The following is a 19,332-nucleotide window of genomic DNA, read 5'->3' as shown; positions in this document are numbered from 1 at the left end:
CGGATCCACAACACCCTCAACAACACCGACGGCGCCTCCGCCGGCCTGAACATCAACGCGACCACCTCGTACGGCAACATCACCGCCCGCAGCCTGTGACAGATGCGCCCCCGAGGCGCCGCGATCCCGTCCGTTCAGTTGAATTTCGTGACAGTTCTGAAGGAGTACACCACCATGTCCCTCACTCTTACCGACCAGGACCGCCCGGAGCTGCGCAAGGCCATCGAGGAGATGGTCGATTCCGGTCTCACCGGTGTGACGATGCGCGTGCACGACGAGCGGGGAGAGTGGGTGGGCAGCGCCGGGGTGAGCAGGCTGGGCGAGACCGCCAAGCCGCAGATCGACGGGCACGTCCGGATAGGCAGCAACACCAAGACCTTCACCGCGACCGTGGTGCTGCAGCTGGTGGCCGAGGGTACGATCGGGCTGGACGACCCGGTGGCCGACCATCTGCCCGAGTTCGGTCTTGACCGGCGGATCACGGTACGGATGCTGCTGCAGCACACCAGCGGGGTGTTCAACTTCACCGGCGAGTACTACGACGACGGGACTTTCGCGCCGGGGATCTCCGCCACGACCGCCGGCCAGGAGTGGGTGGACAGCCGGTTCAAGACCTACCGGCCGGAGGAGCTGGTACGGCTGGCGCTGTCCAAGCCGGCGCGGTTCGAGCCGGGGTCCGACTGGAGCTACTCCAACACCAACTACGTGCTGGCCAGGCTGCTGATCGAGAAGGTCACCGGCCGCTCGCTCGCCGAGGAGATGAACCGGCTGATCCTGGAGCCGCTCGGGCTCTCGGGCACCGTGGTGCCGGAAACCAGCCCGGAGATACCCGAGCCGCACGCCCACGCCTACTTCCGCTACGAGGATGCCGGCCGGCAGCAGACGGTCGACGTCACCCGTCAGAACCCCTCCTGGATCTCCACCGGCGGAGACATGATCTCGACCACCCAGGACCTTCAGACGTTCATCTCCGCGCTGTTGGGCGGCAAGCTCCTGCCGGCCCCGCTGCTCGCCGAGATGTGCAAGCCGCACCCCAAGGTCGGATACGGACTGGGGGTGTTCGTGCAGGACACGGGCGACGGCGGCACCGTCATCACCCACAACGGCGGCATGGCGGGCCACGCCGCGCTGATGTACAGCACGCCCGACGGCACCAAGACCCTGACCGCCTCGCTGAACTACGTCGACGACGCGGCACTGTCCCTGGCAGCGGCGTTCCAGAAGGTGGCGCAGATGCTCGTCAAGGAGGTGTTCGGCAGCAGCCAGGCCGAATCGGCTCACGCGGCCGAGCCGACTCCGTAGACAGCCGAGCGGCGTCTTCGGATGTTCACCCCGGATTCGGAGCGGCTCTTCCACGACTTCTGGACCACGGTCTATGCACCGTAGGAACACGCAGGTCAGAGGCGTATTCAGAGGCGCATGTGGTGGGACACGTGCTAGATTCCCGGCCGACATGATCAAACGCGTGATACCGCCCTCGAAGACGGCCCGCCGCCTCCTTGCCACCGCCTTGGCGGCCCTCGGCCTCGCCCTCGTCCTCGCCGTCACCGGCTTCTTCGGTCCCAGCGAGTACGGCACCGGAGAGCGCCGCATCACCGTGGCGGCCGGCGACGAGTTCACCCTCAAGGTTCCGGCCCGTCCCTACATGGGCGAGCACTGGTACCTGGCCGACCCCAAGCCGGACGCCGACGTCCTCGACTACCAGGGCACCCGCGAGGACATCGAAGGCACCGACGAGGGCATCGCCGGCGGCGGGGACGGTACGGCGTACTTCACGTTCACCGCCCGCGCAAAGGGCACGACGACGGTGACGCTGCTGCACTGTCCGATGGCCCGCTGCGCCGGCGTGGCCCAGACCAGGGCCACCGCCGTACCCGTCCCCACGGCCGACGCGACGGACGAGCCGGGCGATGATCCGGCGTTCTTCCGTTACGAGATCACCGTTCGCTGAGGTCGTCGAGCGACCGCGCACTGGTAAAATGTCCCTACGCTTCGACGTAGCCGGGGCCCGTACCGAGACGAGGTACGGGCCCCGGCCCGTTCCGGGCGCCGATCCGAGGAAGGTACCCATGAACGCGAAGCCGCCAGCCGCTGGGCAGTCCCCGTCAGCCTCCGGGCACGCCGGTGCCGACAGGACCGGTCGTCCCGTGGTGCCGCGAGGCGAGCTCGCGGTGCCCGCGGCCGTGACCCCGGGCCTGCCGCCGGTCGGCTCCTTCGACGAGCTGGATCTGCCGTCGGCGCTGCTGAAGACCATGACCGGCCTCTCGGTACGGGAACCGTTCCCGATCCAGGCGGCCACCCTGCCGAACGCTCTCGCCGGCCGTGACGTCCTCGGCCGCGCACGGACCGGTTCGGGCAAGACGCTCGCCTTCGGGCTCGCGCTGCTCGCCCGTACGGCAGGCCGGCGTGCCGAACCGAAACGGCCCCTCGCGCTGGTCCTCGTACCGACCAGGGAACTCGCTCAGCAGGTGAGCGACGCGCTGGCCCCGTACGCGCAGGAACTGGGGCTGCGGCTGGCGACCGTCGTCGGCGGGCTGTCGATCGGGCGGCAGGCGGCATCCGTCCGGGCCGGCGCCGAGGTCGTGGTCGCGACCCCCGGGCGCCTGGCCGACCTGCTCGCCCGCCGTGACTGCCACCTGAACCAGGTGCGGATCGCGGTGCTGGACGAGGCGGACCAGATGTGCGACCTGGGCTTCCTGCCGCAGGTCTCGGAGATCCTGGACCACACGCCCGCCGACGGGCAGCGGATGCTCTTCTCCGCCACGCTTGACCGCAACGTCGACCATCTCGTCCGGCAGTACCTGCACGATCCGGTGTTCGCCTCCGTCGACCGGGCGGAAGGCTCGGTGACGACGATGGAGCACCATGTGCTGCACATCCACCCGGCCGACAAGTACGCCGTCGCCACCGAGATCGCCGCCCGGGACGGACGGGTGCTGATGTTCCTGGAGACCAAGGCCGGCGTGGACAGGTTCACCGGCCATCTGCGGGACAGCGGCGTACAGGCGGCCGCCTTGCACAGCGGGAAGTCCCAGCCCCAGCGCACCCACACACTGGCCCGGTTCAAGGAGGGCGCCATCACGGTACTGGTGGCCACCGACGTCGCCGCCCGTGGCATCCACATCGACGGCCTCGACCTCGTCGTCAACGTCGACCCGCCCACCGACCCCAAGGACTACCTCCACCGAGGCGGGCGCACGGCGCGCGCCGGTGAGTCCGGCAGCGTGGCCACCCTGGTCACTCCCGGCCAGCGGCGGGATGTGAACCGGATGCTGTCGGACGCCGGGATCCGGCCGACCGTCACTCAGGTGCGGTCCGGCGAGGCGACGCTGACGAGCATCACCGGAGCCAAACGGCCCCCGGCGGGGACAGCGCCGAAGAGCGGCTACGCCCCCTTCCGCGGTGCGGGTGATCGTACGGGCCGCCCGGCGAAGGAATCCCGCAAGGCCGCCGAAGCCCGCAAGACCGCGGAGGCCCGCCGGGCCGCCCGCGTTCGCAAGGCCCACTGACCGGCGTACGCCCATCGCCGGAGGGCGTCGCCGCGGAGCCGCAGCGGGCCGGCCCGGGCGCGATGCGCGCCCTGCTCGACGCCGAGCGTGCCGCCGCCGCGGCGGCGTTGACCTGAGTCCGACGGCGTTGACCACAGCCCGGCGGCGTTGACCTGAGTCCGGCGGCCGAGGACGTCTTCCGCTCGGCCGCCGCCGGAGACACCGTCGTGCTGGTGCGCGGCAACCGGCTCTCGAATCCGTTCAGTTCTCCGGCCGCAGAGGCCGACCTGTTGACCTCCGTGGCGCCAGCGACTACTTTGCGGTCAACGTCGACCCATGACGACCGAGAGGAGGCGACCGGCGGATGTACACCAGCTCTGACCTGAGTCGCCTCGCCCACACCACGGTCTGGGTTCCGGGTCGTATCGCGCACGGCTGCTGATTACGCCGTTCTGACGTGCCCTTCCGTGGCACATTCCAGGTTTCTCTTCATCACCTCATGGCACGTCGCTGTCGCGTGCTTCTTCGCGCCCGCTCCTGTCACGCGGCGCCTCTGAACACAGAAAGCTGCCTGAAAATGGCGAACATAATGAATCGTCCGATTGTGTCCCGAAATGAAGGCCTGTCATGGTAGCGGCGCGGATCACGGTCAACGGGAACGAAACACCCATCTCACCGGCTGCGCCCCAGACCACCGTGCTGGATTTTCTGCGCGAGCGTGGCCTCACCGGCACCAAGGAGGGCTGCGCCGAAGGTGAATGCGGTGCCTGTTCGGTCCTGGTGGCCCGTCCCGGAGTGAACAAGCCCACCGACTGGGTCGCGGTCAACGCCTGCCTGGTCCCGGTCGCGGCGCTGGACGGCCAGGAGGTCATCACCTCCGAAGGTCTCGCCACCGCCGGCGAACCCGGCAAGCCGTCCACCCTGCACCCGGTGCAGGAGGAGATGGCGGTCCGCGGCGGCTCCCAATGCGGCTACTGCACACCGGGGTTCGTCTGCAGCATGGCCGCCGAGTACTACCGGCCCGACCGCTGCGCGCACGCGGACCCGGCCGACGGCACCGACGCCGAGCACGGTCCGAACGGCTTCGATCTGCACGCGCTGAGCGGAAACCTGTGCCGCTGCACCGGCTACCGCCCGATTCGCGATGCCGCGTTCGCCGTCGGTACGCCCACCGATGAGGACCCGCTGGCGCAGCGTCGCGAGCAGTCCCCGCCCGCACCTGTTGCCACCGAATACACCCAGGGCGACAGTGCGTTCGTACGGAAGAGCACCCTGGCCGAAACGCTGGGGTTGTTGCGCGAGCGGCCCGACGCGGTGGTGGTCGCCGGCTCCACCGACTGGGGCGTGGAAGTGAACATCCGTGCCCGCCGGGCGGATTGCGTGGTCGCCGTCGACCGGCTGCCCGAACTGCGGGAGCTGCGAGTCGGATCCGACTCCATCGACATCGGGGCGGCCCTGACGCTCACCGAGATCGAACGCCGCCTCGACGGCAGCGTCCCGCTGCTGGCCGAGCTCTTCCCGCAGTTCGCATCCCGGCTGATCCGCAACGGTGCGACCCTCGGCGGCAACCTCGGGACCGGCTCCCCCATCGGCGACAGCCCACCGGTACTGCTCGCGCTGGAGGCATCGGTGGTGCTCGCCGGCGCCGACGGAGAGCGCGAGGTCCCGCTGGCGGACTACTTCACCGGCTATCGGCAGAGCGTGCGCCGTCCCGGCGAGCTCATCCGCACCGTGCGCATCCCGCTGCCGCTGTCGCCGGTCGTGTCCTTCCACAAGATCGCCAAGCGGCGCTTCGACGACATCTCCAGCGTGGCCGTCGCGTTCGCGCTCGACGTCGAGGACGGGATCGTCCGCAAGGCACGCATCGGCCTGGGCGGCGTGGCCGCCACCCCGATCCGCGCCCTCGCCACCGAGGCAGCCCTGGAGGGCAAGCCGTGGACGGCGGAGACCGTCGAGGCCGCGGCCCCGGTGCTGCGGGCCGAGGGCACGCCGATGAACGATCACCGCGCCAGCGCCGACTACCGCGCCGCGATGCTCGGCCAGAGCCTGCTGAAGCTGTACGCGCGAACCACCGAGGCGGTGTCGTCATGAGTCATCTGTCCGAGCGTCCCGAAAAGCCCACCGTCGGCGTTTCGATGCCCCACGAGAGCGCCGGCCTGCACGTCACCGGCACCGCGCTCTACACCGACGACCTGGTCCACCGCACCAAGGACGTGCTGCACGCCTACCCGGTACAGGTCATGAAGGTCCACGGCAGGATCACCGCGCTGCGCACCGAGCCCGCGCTCGCCGTGCCCGGTGTGGTCCGCGTGCTGACCGGCGCCGACGTGCCCGGCGTCAACGATGCCGGAATGAAGCATGACGAGCCACTCTTCCCCGACGAGGTCATGTTCTACGGCCACGCGGTCGCCTGGGTGCTGGGGGAGACCCTGGAGGCGGCCCGGATCGGTGCGGCGGCCGTCGAGGTGGAACTCGACGAACAGCCCTCCCTGATCACGCTGCAGGACGCGATCGCGGCCGAGAGCTTCCACGGCGCCCGGCCCGTGATGCTGACCGGCGACGTCGACGCCGGCTTCGCCGACTCCGCGCACGTGTTCACCGGCGAGTTCCAGTTCTCCGACCAGGAGCACTTCTACCTCGAGACGCACGCGGCGCTGGCCCTTGTCGACGAGGCCGGGCAGCTGTTCATCCAGAGCAGCACCCAGCACCCCTCGGAGACCCAGGAAATCGTCGCGCACGTGCTTGGCCTGCACAGCCACGAGGTGACCGTGCAGTGCCTGCGGATGGGTGGCGGCTTCGGCGGCAAGGAGATGCAGCCGCACGGGTTCGCCGCCGTCGCCGCGCTCGGTGCCAAGCTGACGGGCCGGCCGGTCCGGGTGCGGCTCAACCGCACTCAGGACCTGACCATGTCCGGTAAGCGCCACGGGTTCCACGCCACATGGAAGATCGGCTTCGACGCCGACGGCCGCATCCAGGCCCTGGACGCGACCCTGACCGCTGACGGCGGCTGGAGCCTGGACCTGTCCGAGCCGGTGGTGGCCCGCGCGCTGTGCCACATCGACAACACCTACTGGATTCCCCACGCCCGCATCGCCGGTCGCATCGCCAAGACCAACAAGGTCTCCAACACCGCCTTCCGCGGCTTCGGCGGACCGCAGGGCATGCTGGTGATCGAGGACATCATGGGCCGGTGCGCGCCGCTGCTCGGCCTGGATCCGATGGAGCTGCGGGAGCGCAACTTCTACCGGCCGGGGCAGGGCCAGACGACGCCGTACGGACAGCCGGTCACTCAGCCCGAACGTATCTCCACCATCTGGCAGCAGGTGCAGGCCGACGCCGGCATCGCCGATCGCAAGCGCGAGATCGCAGCCTTCAACGCCGCCCACCCGCACACCAAGCGGGGGCTCGCGCTCACCGGGATCAAGTTCGGGATCTCGTTCAACCTCACCGCCTTCAACCAGGGCGGTGCGCTGGTGCTGATCTACAAGGACGGCTCGGTCCTGATCAACCACGGCGGCACCGAGATGGGCCAGGGCCTGCACACCAAGATGCTGCAGGTGGCCGCGACCACGCTGGGTATCCCGCTGCACAAGGTGCGGCTGGCCCCGACGCGAACCGACAAGGTGCCCAACACCTCCGCCACCGCCGCCAGTTCCGGTGCGGATCTCAACGGTGCTGCGGTGAAGAACGCCTGCGAGCAGTTGCGCGAGCGGCTGCTGCACGTGGCCGGCACCCAGCTGGGTGCGAACCCCTCGGACGTGCGCATCGTCGAGGGCGTCGCGCGCGTCCTGGGCGGCGACAAGGAGCTGGCCTGGGACGACCTGGTGCGTACCGCGTACTTCCAGCGGGTTCAGCTCTCGGCGGCCGGTTTCTACCGGACCGAGGGTCTGCACTGGGACGCGAAGACGTTCAGGGGCTCGCCGTTCAAGTACTTCTCCTACGGCGCCGCCGCGACCGAGGTGGAGGTGGACGGCTTCACCGGCGCGTACCGCATCCGGCGGGTGGACATCGTCCACGATGTCGGCGACAGCCTGTCCCCGCTGATCGACATCGGTCAGGTCGAGGGTGGTTTCGTACAGGGCGCGGGCTGGCTGACGCTTGAGGACCTGCGCTGGGACGCCAGTGACGGGCCGAACCGCGGCCGGCTGCTGACCCAGGCCGCGAGCACCTACAAGCTGCCGAGCTTCTCGGAGATGCCCGAGGAGTTCAACGTCACGCTGATGGAGAACGCCACCGAAGAAGGCGCGGTGTTCGGGTCCAAGGCGGTGGGTGAGCCTCCGTTGATGCTGGCGTTCTCGGTGCGAGAGGCGTTGCGGCAGGCCGCCGCCGCGTTCGGGCCGAGCGGGGTCAGCGTCGAGTTGGCCTCGCCCGCGACGCCGGAGGCGGTGTACTGGGCGATCCAGGCCGCTCGTCAGGGCGATGCCTCCCGGGAAGGTGACGCCCGTAACGGGTTCGCCGCCAGCGGCCACGCCGGAAACGGGCATGTCGAGGGCAAGGTCCGCACCGACGCAGAAGCGTTGAGCGGTGCCTGACATGACGTGGGTCGCCGCGGTCGCACGGTTGCGATCACGCCGGGAGTCCGGCGTGCTGGTGACCGTCGCGACCGTGCGCGGCCATGCCCCGCGCGACGCCGGTGCGAAGCTCGTTGTGGGGCAGACCGAGACGTGGGGCTCGATCGGTGGCGGCAACGTCGAGGCCGTCGCGATCGATCGGGCCCGGGAGATGATCGCCGCGTCCAAGCCGGATCCGGAGCTGATGGATTTCGCCCTGAACGACAAGGTGGTCAACCAGCATGGCGTGCAGTGCTGCGGCGGCACGGTCTCGGTGCTGCTCGAACCACTGCCGGTGGTACGGGCGGTGGCAGTCTTCGGCGTCGGGCACGTCGGACTGGAACTGGCGCGCATCCTGGCACGTCAGGACCTCGACCTCCATCTGATCGACACCCGCTCCGACATGCTCACCAAGGAGCGGCTCGACGTGCTGGCGGACGCGGTGGCGCAGGTGCATGTGCATCACACGCCGCTGCTGCCCGAGGAGGTGCTGGCGGAGTTGCCGCGCGGCACCCACATCCTGATCATGACCCATGATCACGCCGAGGACGCGGCTCTGTGCGACGCCGCTTTGCGTACGACCCATCTCGGCTCCATCGGGCTGATCGGGTCGGCGGCCAAGTGGGTACGGTTCCGTAAACGCCTCGCCACCGAGGGCGGGCACGACAAGGCCACCATCGACCGGATCAAGACCCCGATCGGGCTGGCCGACATCACCGGCAAGGAACCCGCGACGATTGCCGTGAGCGTCGCCGCCGATCTGCTGCGTACCTTCGAAAACGAGGGGAACTGACTCTCCCACCGGATCGACAGGGGTGCCCCGCCTTCGTGCGAACGCACACGTGCGGGGCACCCTTTTGCCGTCAGCTTTACCGTCAGCGGACTATGAGGTCTCCGGCTGGCAGTCGGGGCACCACACCGTGCCGCGTCCGCCGATGCGCCGGCGGCTCAGCGGGCGGCCGCAGCGCGGGCACGCCGGGTCGGGGTCGTCGCGGCGGCCGGTGAGCCAGGAGCCGCGCGGCGGGACGCGTCCGGCGCGGATCGACGAGCGCAGCGTGCGGCGCATCTCGGTGTGGAGTCGGTGGCGCTCGTCGTCGGTCAGCTCCTCGGCCCGGCGGGCCGGATGCAGGCGGGCACGCCACAGGATCTCGTCCGCGAGGAGATTGCCCAGCCCGGCGATCAGGGCCTGGTCGGTCAGGACCCACTTGACGCGGCCGCGCCGCCGGGACAACAGCTCGTCGAACGCGCCCCGGTCCATCGCCATCGCGTCGGGCCCCTGGTCACTTAGGGCTCGGGCGACATCGGCGTCGGGGTCCTCGGCGAGCCAGATGCCCTGAAGCTTGCGCTGATCGCGAAAGCGCAGCTGGTCGCGGCCGAGGGTGAACACGACGCGGTCGTGCGGATGACGGTCGTCCGTCGCGCGGCAGCAGACCAGCTGTCCGGTCATGCCGAAGTGCATCAGCACGGTCGGCCCATCGGTGCGGGCGAGCAGCCACTTGCCGTGCCGCCCGGGTTCGGTGAACCGATGCCCCTCCAGGCGGCGGCGCAGCCGCTCCGCGCCCACCCCGTGCAGCACGCCCGCATCGTGCACCTCGACCCGGGTGATGCGCTTGCCCTGCGCGCAGTCGGCGAGGACCTCCCGGAACCCCTCGACATCGGGCAGCTCGGGCATGCCATCACCCCTTCGCGACGCCCATCACACCCAGGGTCGCACCCCGCACGGCCGGCCGCCGCCGCACCGCGGTGAGGAAGCCCTCGACGTGCGCACGTGCGGGCGCACTGCTTCCCTGGTGTGGTCGTTCGTCTCTCTCCACGAGGAGTGCCCTGATGAGTACCGCTGACGAGGCGCGGGCGCACGTCCGGCAGATGCGCGAGAAGGCCAAGGAGCTGGACCGGGCGGCGGAAGGCGCAGCCGACCCGCAGGAACAGCAGCGGCTGCGGGACGAGGCCCGCCGGCTCAGGGACCAGAGCGAGCAGGAGTCCGGCATGGCCAGCGGCGACATCTACCCGGACCGGTAGCCGCCCGGCCCGCTTCGATCCCCGTCCCGACGGCGGAAGGCCCTCGCCCCCATGTGGTGCGGCCGTCATTGACGCCCCGGTCGCCGCACGCCGGACACGTAGGCGCGCAGCCCCGTCCGGTTGCCCAGGTCCGGCACCGGATGGGCGGACCAGCCACGGGCGTACGAGGGGGGCCGGGCCCCGTCCGACACCAGGATCGCGACCGGTCGGGTCAGCGCCGTCGCGAGGAGTTCCTCCGGCGTGATGCTCTTGTTGGGGCCGTAGGGCTGGCGGGAGGCGCAGCCGGCGCGGAAGGCCACGCGGATCGACTCCACCCCGCTGACCACACACGGCGGGCGCACGCCCAGGGCGTGCAGGTCGGCCACGACGCGCTCCAGGTCGGCCGTGTCCCGTCGCACGCGGTCGGCCGTGCTGTCGGCCAGCCGGTACTGGATCGCCAGGTGCGCGACCAGGGCCACGGCGACAAGCCCGACCACGATCCGCCGCCCGCGCGGCCGGGGCCGGCAGGCCCGGAGCAGGGCGTACGCGACGGGCAGGGCGAGGAGCGCGTAGGCGGGCAGAAGGAAACGCGGGGCCGCGTAGCCGACGGTGAACAGGTAGGGCGCGGCCAGTACCGCACCGACCACCGTCGCCACCACCAGTTCCGTGTGGTGGCGGCGGGCGCGGACGGCGGCCCGCACACCCGCCGCCACGAGCAGCGGCAGCGCGAGGAACCACAGCGCCGCGGCGGGGTACCGCCAGGGCACGTCGCAGGGGCGGCACAGCGTGCGTCCGCCGAGGGCGCGCGCATGGTCGTCGACGGAGAAGTACCAGCCGAGCCGGCCCTGGATCTCGCTGGCCCGGTCGAGACGGGCGGCGAGGCCGCCGTACGAGACGTACGCCTCGACGATCCATTCGGCGCACCCGGCGGCCAGGCCGGCGGCGAGCGCGAGCAGCAGGAGCCCCCGCCGCCGGGCCCTCATCACCACGGAGGCGACGGCGAGCGGCAGGGCGAGCCACACCCCGTCCGTCGGGCGCATCAGCGCGGCGAACGCCACCGCGGCGGCCAGGCCGGCGGGCGCCCACCGGTCTCCAGGGTCCCGTACGGCCCGGAGGAAGCAGCCGACCGCGGCCAGCGCCCCGTAGGCGACCCACAGGTTGGGCATCGCCTGCGAGGCGTAGAACATCGTGATCCACAGGCCGGCGAACAGTCCGCCCGCGACGCCCGGAACGGGCGGGGGCAGCAGCCGGCGCCACGCCCACAGGGCGAGGAACAGCCCGCAGCCCGCCAGCAGGGCCAGGTAGACGCGGAGCGGCGCGACGGAGGTGGTCAGCGCCGTGAGGGGGGCGACGAGGTAGGTGATGCCCCGGGCGCGCGGCGCGCTGAAGAACGCCGCCGGTGCCTGCCGGCTCACCTGGCTGACGTACACCGACTCGTCCCAGCCGAGCCCGAGACCAGGAGCGATCAGCGCGAGATGGACGAGTGCGAAGGCGGCGGAGACCGCTGCGAGCAGCGGCAGAGGATTCCTCGGGGCCGTCCCGGCGGACGGTCCCTGCCATGCCCCGCCCGCCGCACCGGCCCGTACCTCGCTGATCACGCCCTTGTCCGGCATGGCAGCCAGGCTGCCGCCGGCCACGGCCGGCCGCCCGGGCCGGCGCGGCACTCGGCGCAACACGCATTCCGAACGAGTGAGCTCCCAGCCTGGGCGTCGCTCCATGGATAGCATCCGTGAAGGGGTGTCCCACGGACGGCACGGAGGTCGTCATGCAGCAAGGAGCCGCATCCCGCCTGTCGGTGAACCGCTCACGGATCGGCCATAAGGTGCGGTACGCCCTGCGGCATCCCCGCCGCGTGGTGCCCCATCTGCGTCGCGTGAGCCGGAACGCGTGGCTGCGGCTACGCCACCGTGGCGGCCATGTCGCGTACTACCGGGCGGTGATGGCGTCGGACACCGCGCGAAGCCCGGAGGCGGCGGTCGGCGGCGCGCCCTCGCGTGAGCGCTGGCTGGCGATCGGGCAGATGCAGTTCGACTACCTGCGGGAGCATGGGCTGCGGCCGAACGACCGGCTGCTGGAGATCGGCTGCGGCAACCTGCGGGCAGGCTGGCGGTTCATCGACCATCTGGAGCCGGGCCACTACTACGGGATCGACATCTCGCCCGACATCCTCATCGAGGCCAAGAAGACCCTCGTCCGCTACGGCCTTCAGCACAAGCTGCCGTACCTTACGCCGGTCGACGACCTCAAGCTGGACTTCCTGCCCGACGCCGCGTTCACGGTCGTGCACGCCCACAGCGTCTTCTCGCACTCGCCGCTGGAGATCATCGACGAATGCCTCGCACACGTCGGACGAATCCTCGCGCCCGGCGGCTTCTTCGACTTCACCTACGACCGTACGGAGACGCGCGAGCACCAGGTCCTGGGCGAGGACTTCTACTACCGCACCGAGACCCTGATCCGGCTGGCCGCGCGGCACGGTCTGACGGCCCGTTTCATGGACGACTGGGAGCGGCTGCCGCACGGCCAGTCGAAGCTCCGCGTCACCCACGCGGCGTGATGGCGCGCTACGCCGGCTTCCGGCACATGTCCCTTGCGCCGGCAGGGGGTGCATGAGCGCCTTCAGGGGGCGCAGGCCTCGGCGATCGACAGGCTGTTCTCGTAGAGGCGGTGCCGGGTGATCCGGCCGTCCTCGACGGTGAGGTGCAGTGCGAACGGGCCCTCGAAGGGCCTTCCCGTGGCGCGTGCGGTCCCCGACACGTGCCCCATCAGGACGGCGTCGGTGCCGTCGACGAGGAAGGTGTCGACCGAGGCGCGGGCGTCCTCGGGCACGGTGTGGTCCATCAACTCCGTGAACTGCGCGGCGCATTCGGCGGCCGTGGACCGCGGGCGGATCCACGGGACGTTGGGGTTCTCGGCGAGCACCCAGTCGACCTCGTCGGCGAAGAGTGCGACGAGCCGCCCGGTGTCCCCGGCGAGCCGGGCGGCGAGGAACTCCTGTACGACGGCCCGGGTGGCCTCGGCGACGGAACTCGTGGTGGAGGCAGGGGGCGTGACGGTCATGGCGCTCTCCTCGCAGCTGCGGCCGGATCTCGGCGGTGGGATCTCGGCGGGGGTTCCCCGCTGACGTGCCTGATCCTGCCGGGCGAGGGGAGTGCGGTCGATTACCTCAGGGGTAATGGGCGGCCACCCGAGTCCCGGCCGGCCGGCGAGCGGCCGACCGGGACAGCGGATCAGGCGAGGTCGAAGCGGTCGAGGTTCATCACCTTGTCCCACGCCGCCACGAAGTCGCGCACGAACTTCTCTCCCGCGTCCTCGGACGCGTAGACCTCCGAGACCGCCCGTAGCTGGGAGTTCGATCCGAAGACGAGGTCGACGGCGGTGGCCGTCCACTTGGCCTCACCCGTGGCGCGATCCCGGCCTTCGAAGACGTTCTCCGTCGAGGTCGACGCCTTCCACTCCGTGCCCATGTCGAGCAGGTTGACGAAGAAGTCGTTGGTGAGAGTCTCCGGCCGGTGGGTGAAGACGCCGTGCGAGGATCCCCCGAAGCCGGTGTTCAGGGCCCGCATGCCGCCGACGAGAACCGTCATCTCGGGAGCGGTCAGGTTCAGCAGGTTGGCGCGGTCCAGCAGGAGGGTCTCCGGCGACAACTTCTCCCCGGCCCGCAGGTAGTTGCGGAAGCCGTCCGCCCGGGGTTCGAGTACGGCGAACGCCTCCACGTCCGTCTGTTCCTGCGAGGCGTCCGTGCGCCCCGGGGCGAACGGGACCGTGATGTCATGACCGGCGTTCTTCGCGGCCCGCTCCACACCCGCGCACCCGCCCAGGACGATCAGGTCGGCGAGTGAGACCTTCGTCCCGCCGGTCTGTGAGGTGTTGAAGTCCTGCTGGATCTGCTCCAGGGTCCGCACCACCTCGGCGACCTCGGGCAGGGCATTGACCTCCCAGTCCTTCTGTGGCGCGAGCCGAAGCCGGGCCCCGTTGGCCCCGCCGCGCTTGTCGGTGCCGCGGAAGCTCGCCGCCGCCGCCCAAGCGGTGGTGACCAGCTGGGAGACGGACAGTCCCGCGTCGAGGATCTTGCTCTTGAGTGCGGCGATGTCGCTGTCCCCGACCAGCTCGTGATCGACCTCGGGGACGGGGTCCTGCCACAGCTGCGGCTCGGGGACCCATGGGCCGAGGTAGCGCGAGAGGGGACCCATGTCGCGGTGCAGCAGCTTGTACCACGCCTTGGCGAACGCCAGCGCGAGCTCGTCCGGGTTCTCGTGGAAGCGCTTCGAGATCGGCCCGTAGATCGGGTCCAGCTTCAGCGAGAGGTCCGTCGTCAGCATCATGGGAGCGTGCCGCTTCGACGGATCATGAGCGTCCGGGACCGTGCCCTGGGCCGAGGGATCCGTGGGCTTCCACTGCTTCGCACCGGCGGGGCTCGTCGTCAGCTCCCAGTCGTACGTGAACAGATTGTTCAGGTATCCGTTGTCCCACTTCGTCGGCTCGGTGGTCCATGCGCCTTCGAGCCCGCTGGTGAGCGTGTCCACGCCCATGCCGCGGCCGTGCGTGTTCCGCCAGCCGATGCCCTGCTGCTCGAGGGGGGCGGCCTCGGGTTCCGGACCGATGTACGAGGGATCGACCGCACCATGGCACTTGCCGAATGTGTGGCCGCCGACGATGAGAGCGACCGTCTCCTCGTCATTCATCGCCATACGGCCGAACGTCTCGCGAATGTCCCGGGCGGCAGCCATCGGATCCGGGTTTCCGTTGGGGCCCTCAGGATTGACGTAGATCAGTCCCATCTGTACGGCGCCGAAAGGACCGGCGAGTTCCCGGTCGCCGCTGTAGCGCTCATCTCCGAGCCAGGTGTCCTCGGGACCCCAGAAGATTTCCTCCGGCTCCCAGATGTCCTCTCGTCCGAAGCCGAACCCGAACGTCTTGAACCCCATCGATTCCATGGCGCAGTTTCCGGCGAAAACCAGAAGGTCGGCCCAGGAGATTTTCCGGCCGTACTTTTTCTTGACCGGCCAGAGCAGACGGCGCGCCTTGTCCAGACTGGCGTTGTCCGGCCAGCTGTTGAGCGGGGCGAAGCGCTGAGCGCCGGAGCCGCCGCCGCCCCGGCCGTCGGCGATGCGGTACGTCCCCGCGGCATGCCAGCTCATCCGGATGAAGAGCGGCCCGTAGTGGCCGTAGTCGGCAGGCCACCACTCCTGCGACGTCGTCATCACCTCGAAGACGTCCCGCTTCAGCGCGTCCACGTCGAGGGTGGCGAACTCCTCTGCGTAGTCGAAGTCCTCGCCCATCGGATTGGACCGGGGCGAGTGCTGGTGGAGAACCTGAAGGTCCAGTTGATTCGGCCACCAGTCCCGGTTCGTCTTGGGCCGGGTCGCCGTGGGGGCCGGGGAGGGAATTACCGGGTTCTCGCTTTCGCTGCCGGACACGTCAGTCCTTCTTCCTGTCGCGGTGTTTCCTTCTGCTCGCTGCGTCCGTATGGTCGCGCACCGCAGACCGCACCGCTATGAGAACACGCAGGGCACCCGCGCGTAACAAGCGGTCAAAAGTCCGAACCTATTTTACCGGTCTCACCCATTTCCCGCGGGCCCCGGAGAAGCTCAGAGCCCGGCGACTTTGGAGCTCGCCGACAGCTCGTACACCAGCGTGACCGTGCGGCGGCCGCCGGGTGGGAGGGTGACGTTCCAGCGGGCGATGCCTTCGGCGTCGAGCGCGTCGGGCGCCGGGGAACAGGCCTCCTCGCGCAGACGTACCTCCACCGCCGAGACCTCGGAGACAGGGATCCGCTCCCGGAGGACGACCACCCGTTCGCCGTGCTCCCCGGGGGCGGAGAAGCGGGACAGGTTCAGCCGGACGGTGCGGGTGACCACGGTCCGCTGCGTGATCCCGGCGGACTCGCGGGACTCCTCGGTCTGCCGGACCACCCGGTGGTCGTCGCGGCTGCCGAAGGCGAGCTCGACCAGGGCGCCGGCAGCGGTGAAGTCCAGCGTGCCGCGGCCGCTGAAGCCGCTGCCGCGGACCAGGTCCACGGGCCCGGCGAGCAGCACATGACCGGACCGGTTGTCGAACCGCACCACCTGGGTGACCAGCGGCGACACCTCGGGTGAGCAGGCGTACTCACTGCTCGCGGCCGTGGTGAAGACGGAGAGCGGCACCCGGTGGGCGCGGCCGTCGCCGGGCACGGAGACCGGTGCGGGGGCGGTCAGGACCCGCGCCTCGCCGCCGTCGTCCACCCCCGGCAGGCCGAGCACCGGGACCGGGCCGAGGTCCCCGATCTCCTCCTCGCGCAGCTCGACGTCGACCGTGCGGCGCTCCGCGGCCGAGCGGTCCCTGAGCGTCAGCCGGTCCTCGGCGAGGCGCGGTGGCTCGGTGGCCGACGCCGACCGGGCCGTCGACAGCGTCAGCCGTACGTCCGACCAGTCCTCGCCGGTGCGCTGCCAGACCATCGCGTCGGTCTCCAGCGTCATGGAGTCACCGTCGAGCACGGCGCGGTACGCGGGCCGCCACAGCGCACACGGGGTGAGGTGGCTCAGGCGCAGCCCGACCGGCCCGGCGACCGCGGCCTCCACGGTCAGCTCGACATGACCGACCAGCTCGGCGGGCTCGTCCTCGGTGAGGGCCATGGCCCGCCAGGTCTCGCCGAGCTCGGCGGCGAGGGCGGCCAACCGGGCCTCCACGGCGCGCAGTTGCTCGCCGTACGTGTCGCGCTCGGCGTCCACCCGGTCCAGTTCGCGGGCCCAGCGGGCCCTTTCGCTCTCCCCGGAGCCGGCGCCTTCGCCGATCTCCCGCAGCACATCGGCGGCGAGCCGGCCGAGCAGGTCGAGGCGGGCGTGCAGCCGGTCGCGCCGCTGCTCCAGGGCGAGCCGCTCCTCCTCCAGGGTGTGCACGCGGTGGCGCAGGGCGGAGTCGTCGGCGGACGGCACCGGCTCGCGCGGTGTCCAGGTGCGGACGATCCGTACGTCGAGCACGGTCGCCGGGTGGTCGGCGGTCAGCTCGGCATGGAGCGTACGATCGACGGCCAGCGCGCTGATCGGTCCCAGCCGCAGCCGCTGGACCCCGGCGGCCAGGTCGAGCACGACGGCACGCTCGACGTGGGCGCGGTCCTCCAGGCAGGTGACGGCGGTGACGGGGAGGGCGATCGGCTGCGGTGCCGTGGCGGTGGATGCCGTGGACATGGGTGCCGTGGACATGGGGTGTCAGCTCCTGCGGTTACCGCCGACCAGGGCTTTGCCGGCCGGGATACGGATCTGGTAGCCGCCGTCGAGGGCAGCGGTGCCGCCGGCGGGCAGGTCCACCCGCCAGACGCGGGTGCCCGGGGCATGGTCCTCGGGCCCGGCGCCGACCTCGGGCGCCGTCCAGTCGGCCCGCTCCTCGATCCGGACGTCCGGTTCGGAGGCGACCGGCACCCGCTCCCGGATCTCGACGGTGACGGGCCTCGCGAGCCGGTTGGCCAGCTCCACATGGACGCTGTGGTCGAGGACGGTGGTGTTGCCCCGCAGGCCCGAGGTCGACTCGCGCAGGTGCGTACGGCGGGTGACACGGACACCGTCGGCCGGCCCGAGCCCGACCCGGCGGACACCGCCGGGGGCGAGCGTGGGCAGCGCGGCGGTCAGCAGGAAGTCGTCGTCGACGGTGACCTCCACCGGGCCGGCCAGCAGCGCCTGGTCGGTGGCGTTGGAGAGCACCAGCGTCGCGTACACGGTCTGCTCCACGGACGGCACGCAGAGGTACTCGGTGCGCAGGCCTACCGGGATCTCGCCGACGGTGACGGTGTGCCAGGTGCCGTCCGACGGAACGTCGGCGCGGGCTACGGCATCGAAGCGGTGGTCGAAGGAGCCCGCCGACGCGCGGGGCCGCACGGCGTGTCCGGGCAGCGGCAGCGCGGCCACCGCTTCGGCGCGGCGGCGGTACTCGGCGGCCACGGCGTCCGTGGGAGCGTCGGGAAACAGCCGGCCTCGGCGACCGCCCGGCTCCTCGGGGCCCGACAGGACGAGGGCGGCGTAGTCGAGCTCGGCGTCACTGGGCTGCGGAGGACCGGACAGCGGCGGCGGTGGCGCGGCGCCAGGTGCCGCGGGGCCCGTGGGCGGTGGCGGCGCGGCGCGGCCGGGAGCCGCCGGGGGCATGGCGGCGGGGGCGCCCGCGAAGGACATGTCGGCGGTACGCGGCCTGCCGGCCGGGCGGGACGGGGCCCGCTGCGCGAAGTCGGACAGCCCGCCGCCGACGGCCTCCGGCGGCGCGCCGTAGCCCTGGGGCGCCGGCGGGGGCGGCGGCGCGGAGCCGGGCGCGGAGCCCACCCTGGCAGCCCCGGGTGCGCCGGTCGTGGCAGGGCGAGGACCCGCCGCGTCGAACCCGGCGAACAGGTCGGCGAGCCCCGCCGGAGGCTCACGCCAGCCGGACGGCGCGGGGGCGGACTGCCGGCGTCCGATCCGGACCGAGCGGAGCCGCGGCAGGTCGGTGCGGCGCCGAAGGTCGGCGGTGGCCAGGGCGATGCGCACACCGGTCCAGTCCTCGCCGGTGCGCTGGGCGACCGAGGCACGCAGCACCAGACGGCCGGTGCCATCTCCCTGACGGTGCGTGAGACGGTACGCCGGCACCCAGACGGCGCCCGGCACCCCGTACTCCAACTCCAGCTCCACCTCCGCGTCACCGGCGGCGCCGTCGAGGGTCAGGACCGCACAGACCGTCGTCTCCACGTGCGCTGACGGTGCGTCGGTGGAGGCGCGGGCGAGCGCGTCCTCGGCGACAGAGAGCTCATGCCCGGCGCGGAGCAGCGCCTCCTCCAGCTCGACGAGGCGGCCGTGCAGTCCCGTCAGCCGCTCGTCGACGAAGTCGGCGAGCTCCAGCCACGCGTCGGCAGGGGTGCGGCGGTGCCCGTCGTCGCGTTTGCGGGGCGGCGGTACCGGTCGCAGACCCCTGACCTCCTCGATCAGGCCCAGCTGCCGGTCCCGGCGGCCCTGTGCCGCCGCGTACGCGTCACGCAGCCGCTCGACCTCACGCCGTACGTCGTCCGGCGCGCCGGTCCCGAGCGGCTCGGCCTCGGCCTCCACCCGGGCCTCGGTGACCCGGATCCCGGGGGCTCCCAGGACACGGGCCCGCAGTGAGCCCGGGTCCAGCGAGCGGGGCAGTCCCGTCACCCGCAGCCGGCCGTCCGGCGGCACGCTGCCCCGGGCCAGGCGGCGGCAGAGCGCGCCCTGCGCGTACACCACGACCGAATCGAGGGTCGAACCCCACTTGTGTGCTGCCTCAGCCGTCATGCGCCCCCGCCCCCCACGCGTCCGTACCGAGCGAAGCCTACGCCCGAACGG

14 protein-coding genes and 1 pseudogene are annotated in these 19,332 nt (G+C 71.4%); 9 read left to right on the top strand and 6 right to left on the bottom strand.

All coding sequences use genetic code 11. The features are described 5' to 3' along the window. From ACZ7LT_RS27880 to xdhC, 7 genes and pseudogenes are all read left to right on the top strand, one after another. Positions 1–99: pseudogene (locus tag ACZ7LT_RS27880) on the top strand (DUF4097 family beta strand repeat-containing protein); the annotation flags it as partial. 75 nt (positions 100–174) lie between these two features. Then, positions 175–1,302 (top strand): serine hydrolase domain-containing protein, encoded by a 1,128-nt coding sequence (locus tag ACZ7LT_RS27875; RefSeq protein ID WP_471238861.1) that lies wholly within the window; start codon positions 175–177, stop codon positions 1,300–1,302. Between the two features lie 151 nt (positions 1,303–1,453). Beyond that, entirely contained in the window at positions 1,454–1,951 is a 498-nt protein-coding gene (locus ACZ7LT_RS27870; RefSeq protein WP_471238860.1) for a protease inhibitor I42 family protein, read from the top strand. Positions 1,952–2,069: 118 nt separating this feature from the next. Continuing rightward, positions 2,070–3,509, top strand: coding sequence for a DEAD/DEAH box helicase (locus ACZ7LT_RS27865; RefSeq protein ID WP_471238859.1), 1,440 nt, complete (start codon positions 2,070–2,072; stop codon positions 3,507–3,509). A 606-nt stretch (positions 3,510–4,115) separates the two neighbouring features. Next, positions 4,116–5,579 (top strand): xanthine dehydrogenase small subunit, encoded by a 1,464-nt coding sequence (locus tag ACZ7LT_RS27860; RefSeq protein ID WP_471238858.1) that lies wholly within the window; start codon positions 4,116–4,118, stop codon positions 5,577–5,579. Further along, complete coding sequence (gene xdhB, locus ACZ7LT_RS27855) at positions 5,576–8,020, top strand: xanthine dehydrogenase molybdopterin binding subunit (protein ID WP_471238857.1); 2,445 nt, start codon at positions 5,576–5,578, stop codon at positions 8,018–8,020. The genes ACZ7LT_RS27860 and xdhB overlap by 4 nt, the downstream gene beginning before the upstream one ends. Position 8,021: 1 nt before the next feature. Continuing rightward, positions 8,022–8,831, top strand: coding sequence for a xanthine dehydrogenase accessory protein XdhC (gene xdhC, locus ACZ7LT_RS27850; RefSeq protein WP_471238856.1), 810 nt, complete (start codon positions 8,022–8,024; stop codon positions 8,829–8,831). 90 nt (positions 8,832–8,921) lie between these two features. Here xdhC and ACZ7LT_RS27845 read toward each other — a convergent pair whose 3' ends face one another. Further along, entirely contained in the window at positions 8,922–9,710 is a 789-nt protein-coding gene (locus ACZ7LT_RS27845) for an Fpg/Nei family DNA glycosylase (protein WP_471238855.1), read from the bottom strand. 155 nt (positions 9,711–9,865) lie between these two features. On the opposite strand from ACZ7LT_RS27845, the gene ACZ7LT_RS27840 reads away from it, so the two are divergent. After that, a complete protein-coding gene (locus tag ACZ7LT_RS27840) occupies positions 9,866–10,057 on the top strand; it encodes a DUF6381 family protein (RefSeq protein ID WP_471238854.1) in 192 nt (63 codons plus the stop codon). Positions 10,058–10,122: 65 nt separating this feature from the next. On the opposite strand, the gene ACZ7LT_RS27835 is transcribed toward ACZ7LT_RS27840, so the two are convergent. After that, on the bottom strand, positions 10,123–11,649 hold the full coding sequence (locus ACZ7LT_RS27835) for a hypothetical protein (protein ID WP_471238853.1): 1,527 nt from the start codon (positions 11,647–11,649) through the stop codon (positions 10,123–10,125). Positions 11,650–11,801: 152 nt separating this feature from the next. Between ACZ7LT_RS27835 and ACZ7LT_RS27830 the strand changes: the two genes are divergently transcribed. Next, on the top strand, positions 11,802–12,593 hold the full coding sequence (locus tag ACZ7LT_RS27830; protein ID WP_471238852.1) for a class I SAM-dependent methyltransferase: 792 nt from the start codon (positions 11,802–11,804) through the stop codon (positions 12,591–12,593). A gap of 62 nt (positions 12,594–12,655) precedes the next feature. Here ACZ7LT_RS27830 and ACZ7LT_RS27825 read toward each other — a convergent pair whose 3' ends face one another. The 4 genes from ACZ7LT_RS27825 to ACZ7LT_RS27810 all read right to left on the bottom strand — a co-directional run bounded on the left by ACZ7LT_RS27825 (position 12,656) and on the right by ACZ7LT_RS27810 (position 19,281). Further along, positions 12,656–13,096 carry a nuclear transport factor 2 family protein gene (locus ACZ7LT_RS27825; RefSeq protein WP_471238851.1) on the bottom strand — a complete coding sequence of 147 codons (441 nt, stop codon included), beginning with the start codon at positions 13,094–13,096 and terminating at the stop codon, positions 12,656–12,658. A gap of 170 nt (positions 13,097–13,266) precedes the next feature. Further along, complete coding sequence (gene katG, locus ACZ7LT_RS27820; protein WP_471238850.1) at positions 13,267–15,456, bottom strand: catalase/peroxidase HPI; 2,190 nt, start codon at positions 15,454–15,456, stop codon at positions 13,267–13,269. Positions 15,457–15,627: 171 nt separating this feature from the next. Further along, complete coding sequence (locus ACZ7LT_RS27815; RefSeq protein ID WP_471238849.1) at positions 15,628–17,217, bottom strand: DUF4139 domain-containing protein; 1,590 nt, start codon at positions 17,215–17,217, stop codon at positions 15,628–15,630. Positions 17,218–17,223: 6 nt separating this feature from the next. Continuing rightward, on the bottom strand, positions 17,224–19,281 hold the full coding sequence (locus ACZ7LT_RS27810; protein WP_471238848.1) for a DUF4139 domain-containing protein: 2,058 nt from the start codon (positions 19,279–19,281) through the stop codon (positions 17,224–17,226). Positions 19,282–19,332: the final 51 nt, after the last annotated feature.

The sequence above is a fragment of the Streptomyces sp. NPDC039465 genome (genome assembly GCF_055639315.1).
The sequence above is the reverse complement of the archived record's forward strand: the minus strand, read 5'-3'. Positions and strand labels throughout refer to the sequence as shown.

Coding starts and splice junctions, on each gene's coding strand:
- ACZ7LT_RS27835 (WP_471238853.1), bottom strand. CDS start 11,649: ATGCCGGACAAGGGCGTGATCAGCGAGGTACGGGCCGGTGCGGCGGGC.
- ACZ7LT_RS27845 (WP_471238855.1), bottom strand. CDS start 9,710: ATGCCCGAGCTGCCCGATGTCGAGGGGTTCCGGGAGGTCCTCGCCGAC.
- ACZ7LT_RS27870 (WP_471238860.1), top strand. CDS start 1,454: ATGATCAAACGCGTGATACCGCCCTCGAAGACGGCCCGCCGCCTCCTT.
- xdhC (WP_471238856.1), top strand. CDS start 8,022: ATGACGTGGGTCGCCGCGGTCGCACGGTTGCGATCACGCCGGGAGTCC.
- ACZ7LT_RS27875 (WP_471238861.1), top strand. CDS start 175: ATGTCCCTCACTCTTACCGACCAGGACCGCCCGGAGCTGCGCAAGGCC.
- ACZ7LT_RS27860 (WP_471238858.1), top strand. CDS start 4,116: ATGGTAGCGGCGCGGATCACGGTCAACGGGAACGAAACACCCATCTCA.
- ACZ7LT_RS27840 (WP_471238854.1), top strand. CDS start 9,866: ATGAGTACCGCTGACGAGGCGCGGGCGCACGTCCGGCAGATGCGCGAG.
- xdhB (WP_471238857.1), top strand. CDS start 5,576: ATGAGTCATCTGTCCGAGCGTCCCGAAAAGCCCACCGTCGGCGTTTCG.
- ACZ7LT_RS27830 (WP_471238852.1), top strand. CDS start 11,802: ATGCAGCAAGGAGCCGCATCCCGCCTGTCGGTGAACCGCTCACGGATC.
- ACZ7LT_RS27810 (WP_471238848.1), bottom strand. CDS start 19,281: ATGACGGCTGAGGCAGCACACAAGTGGGGTTCGACCCTCGATTCGGTC.
- ACZ7LT_RS27865 (WP_471238859.1), top strand. CDS start 2,070: ATGAACGCGAAGCCGCCAGCCGCTGGGCAGTCCCCGTCAGCCTCCGGG.
- ACZ7LT_RS27815 (WP_471238849.1), bottom strand. CDS start 17,217: ATGTCCACGGCACCCATGTCCACGGCATCCACCGCCACGGCACCGCAG.
- ACZ7LT_RS27825 (WP_471238851.1), bottom strand. CDS start 13,096: ATGACCGTCACGCCCCCTGCCTCCACCACGAGTTCCGTCGCCGAGGCC.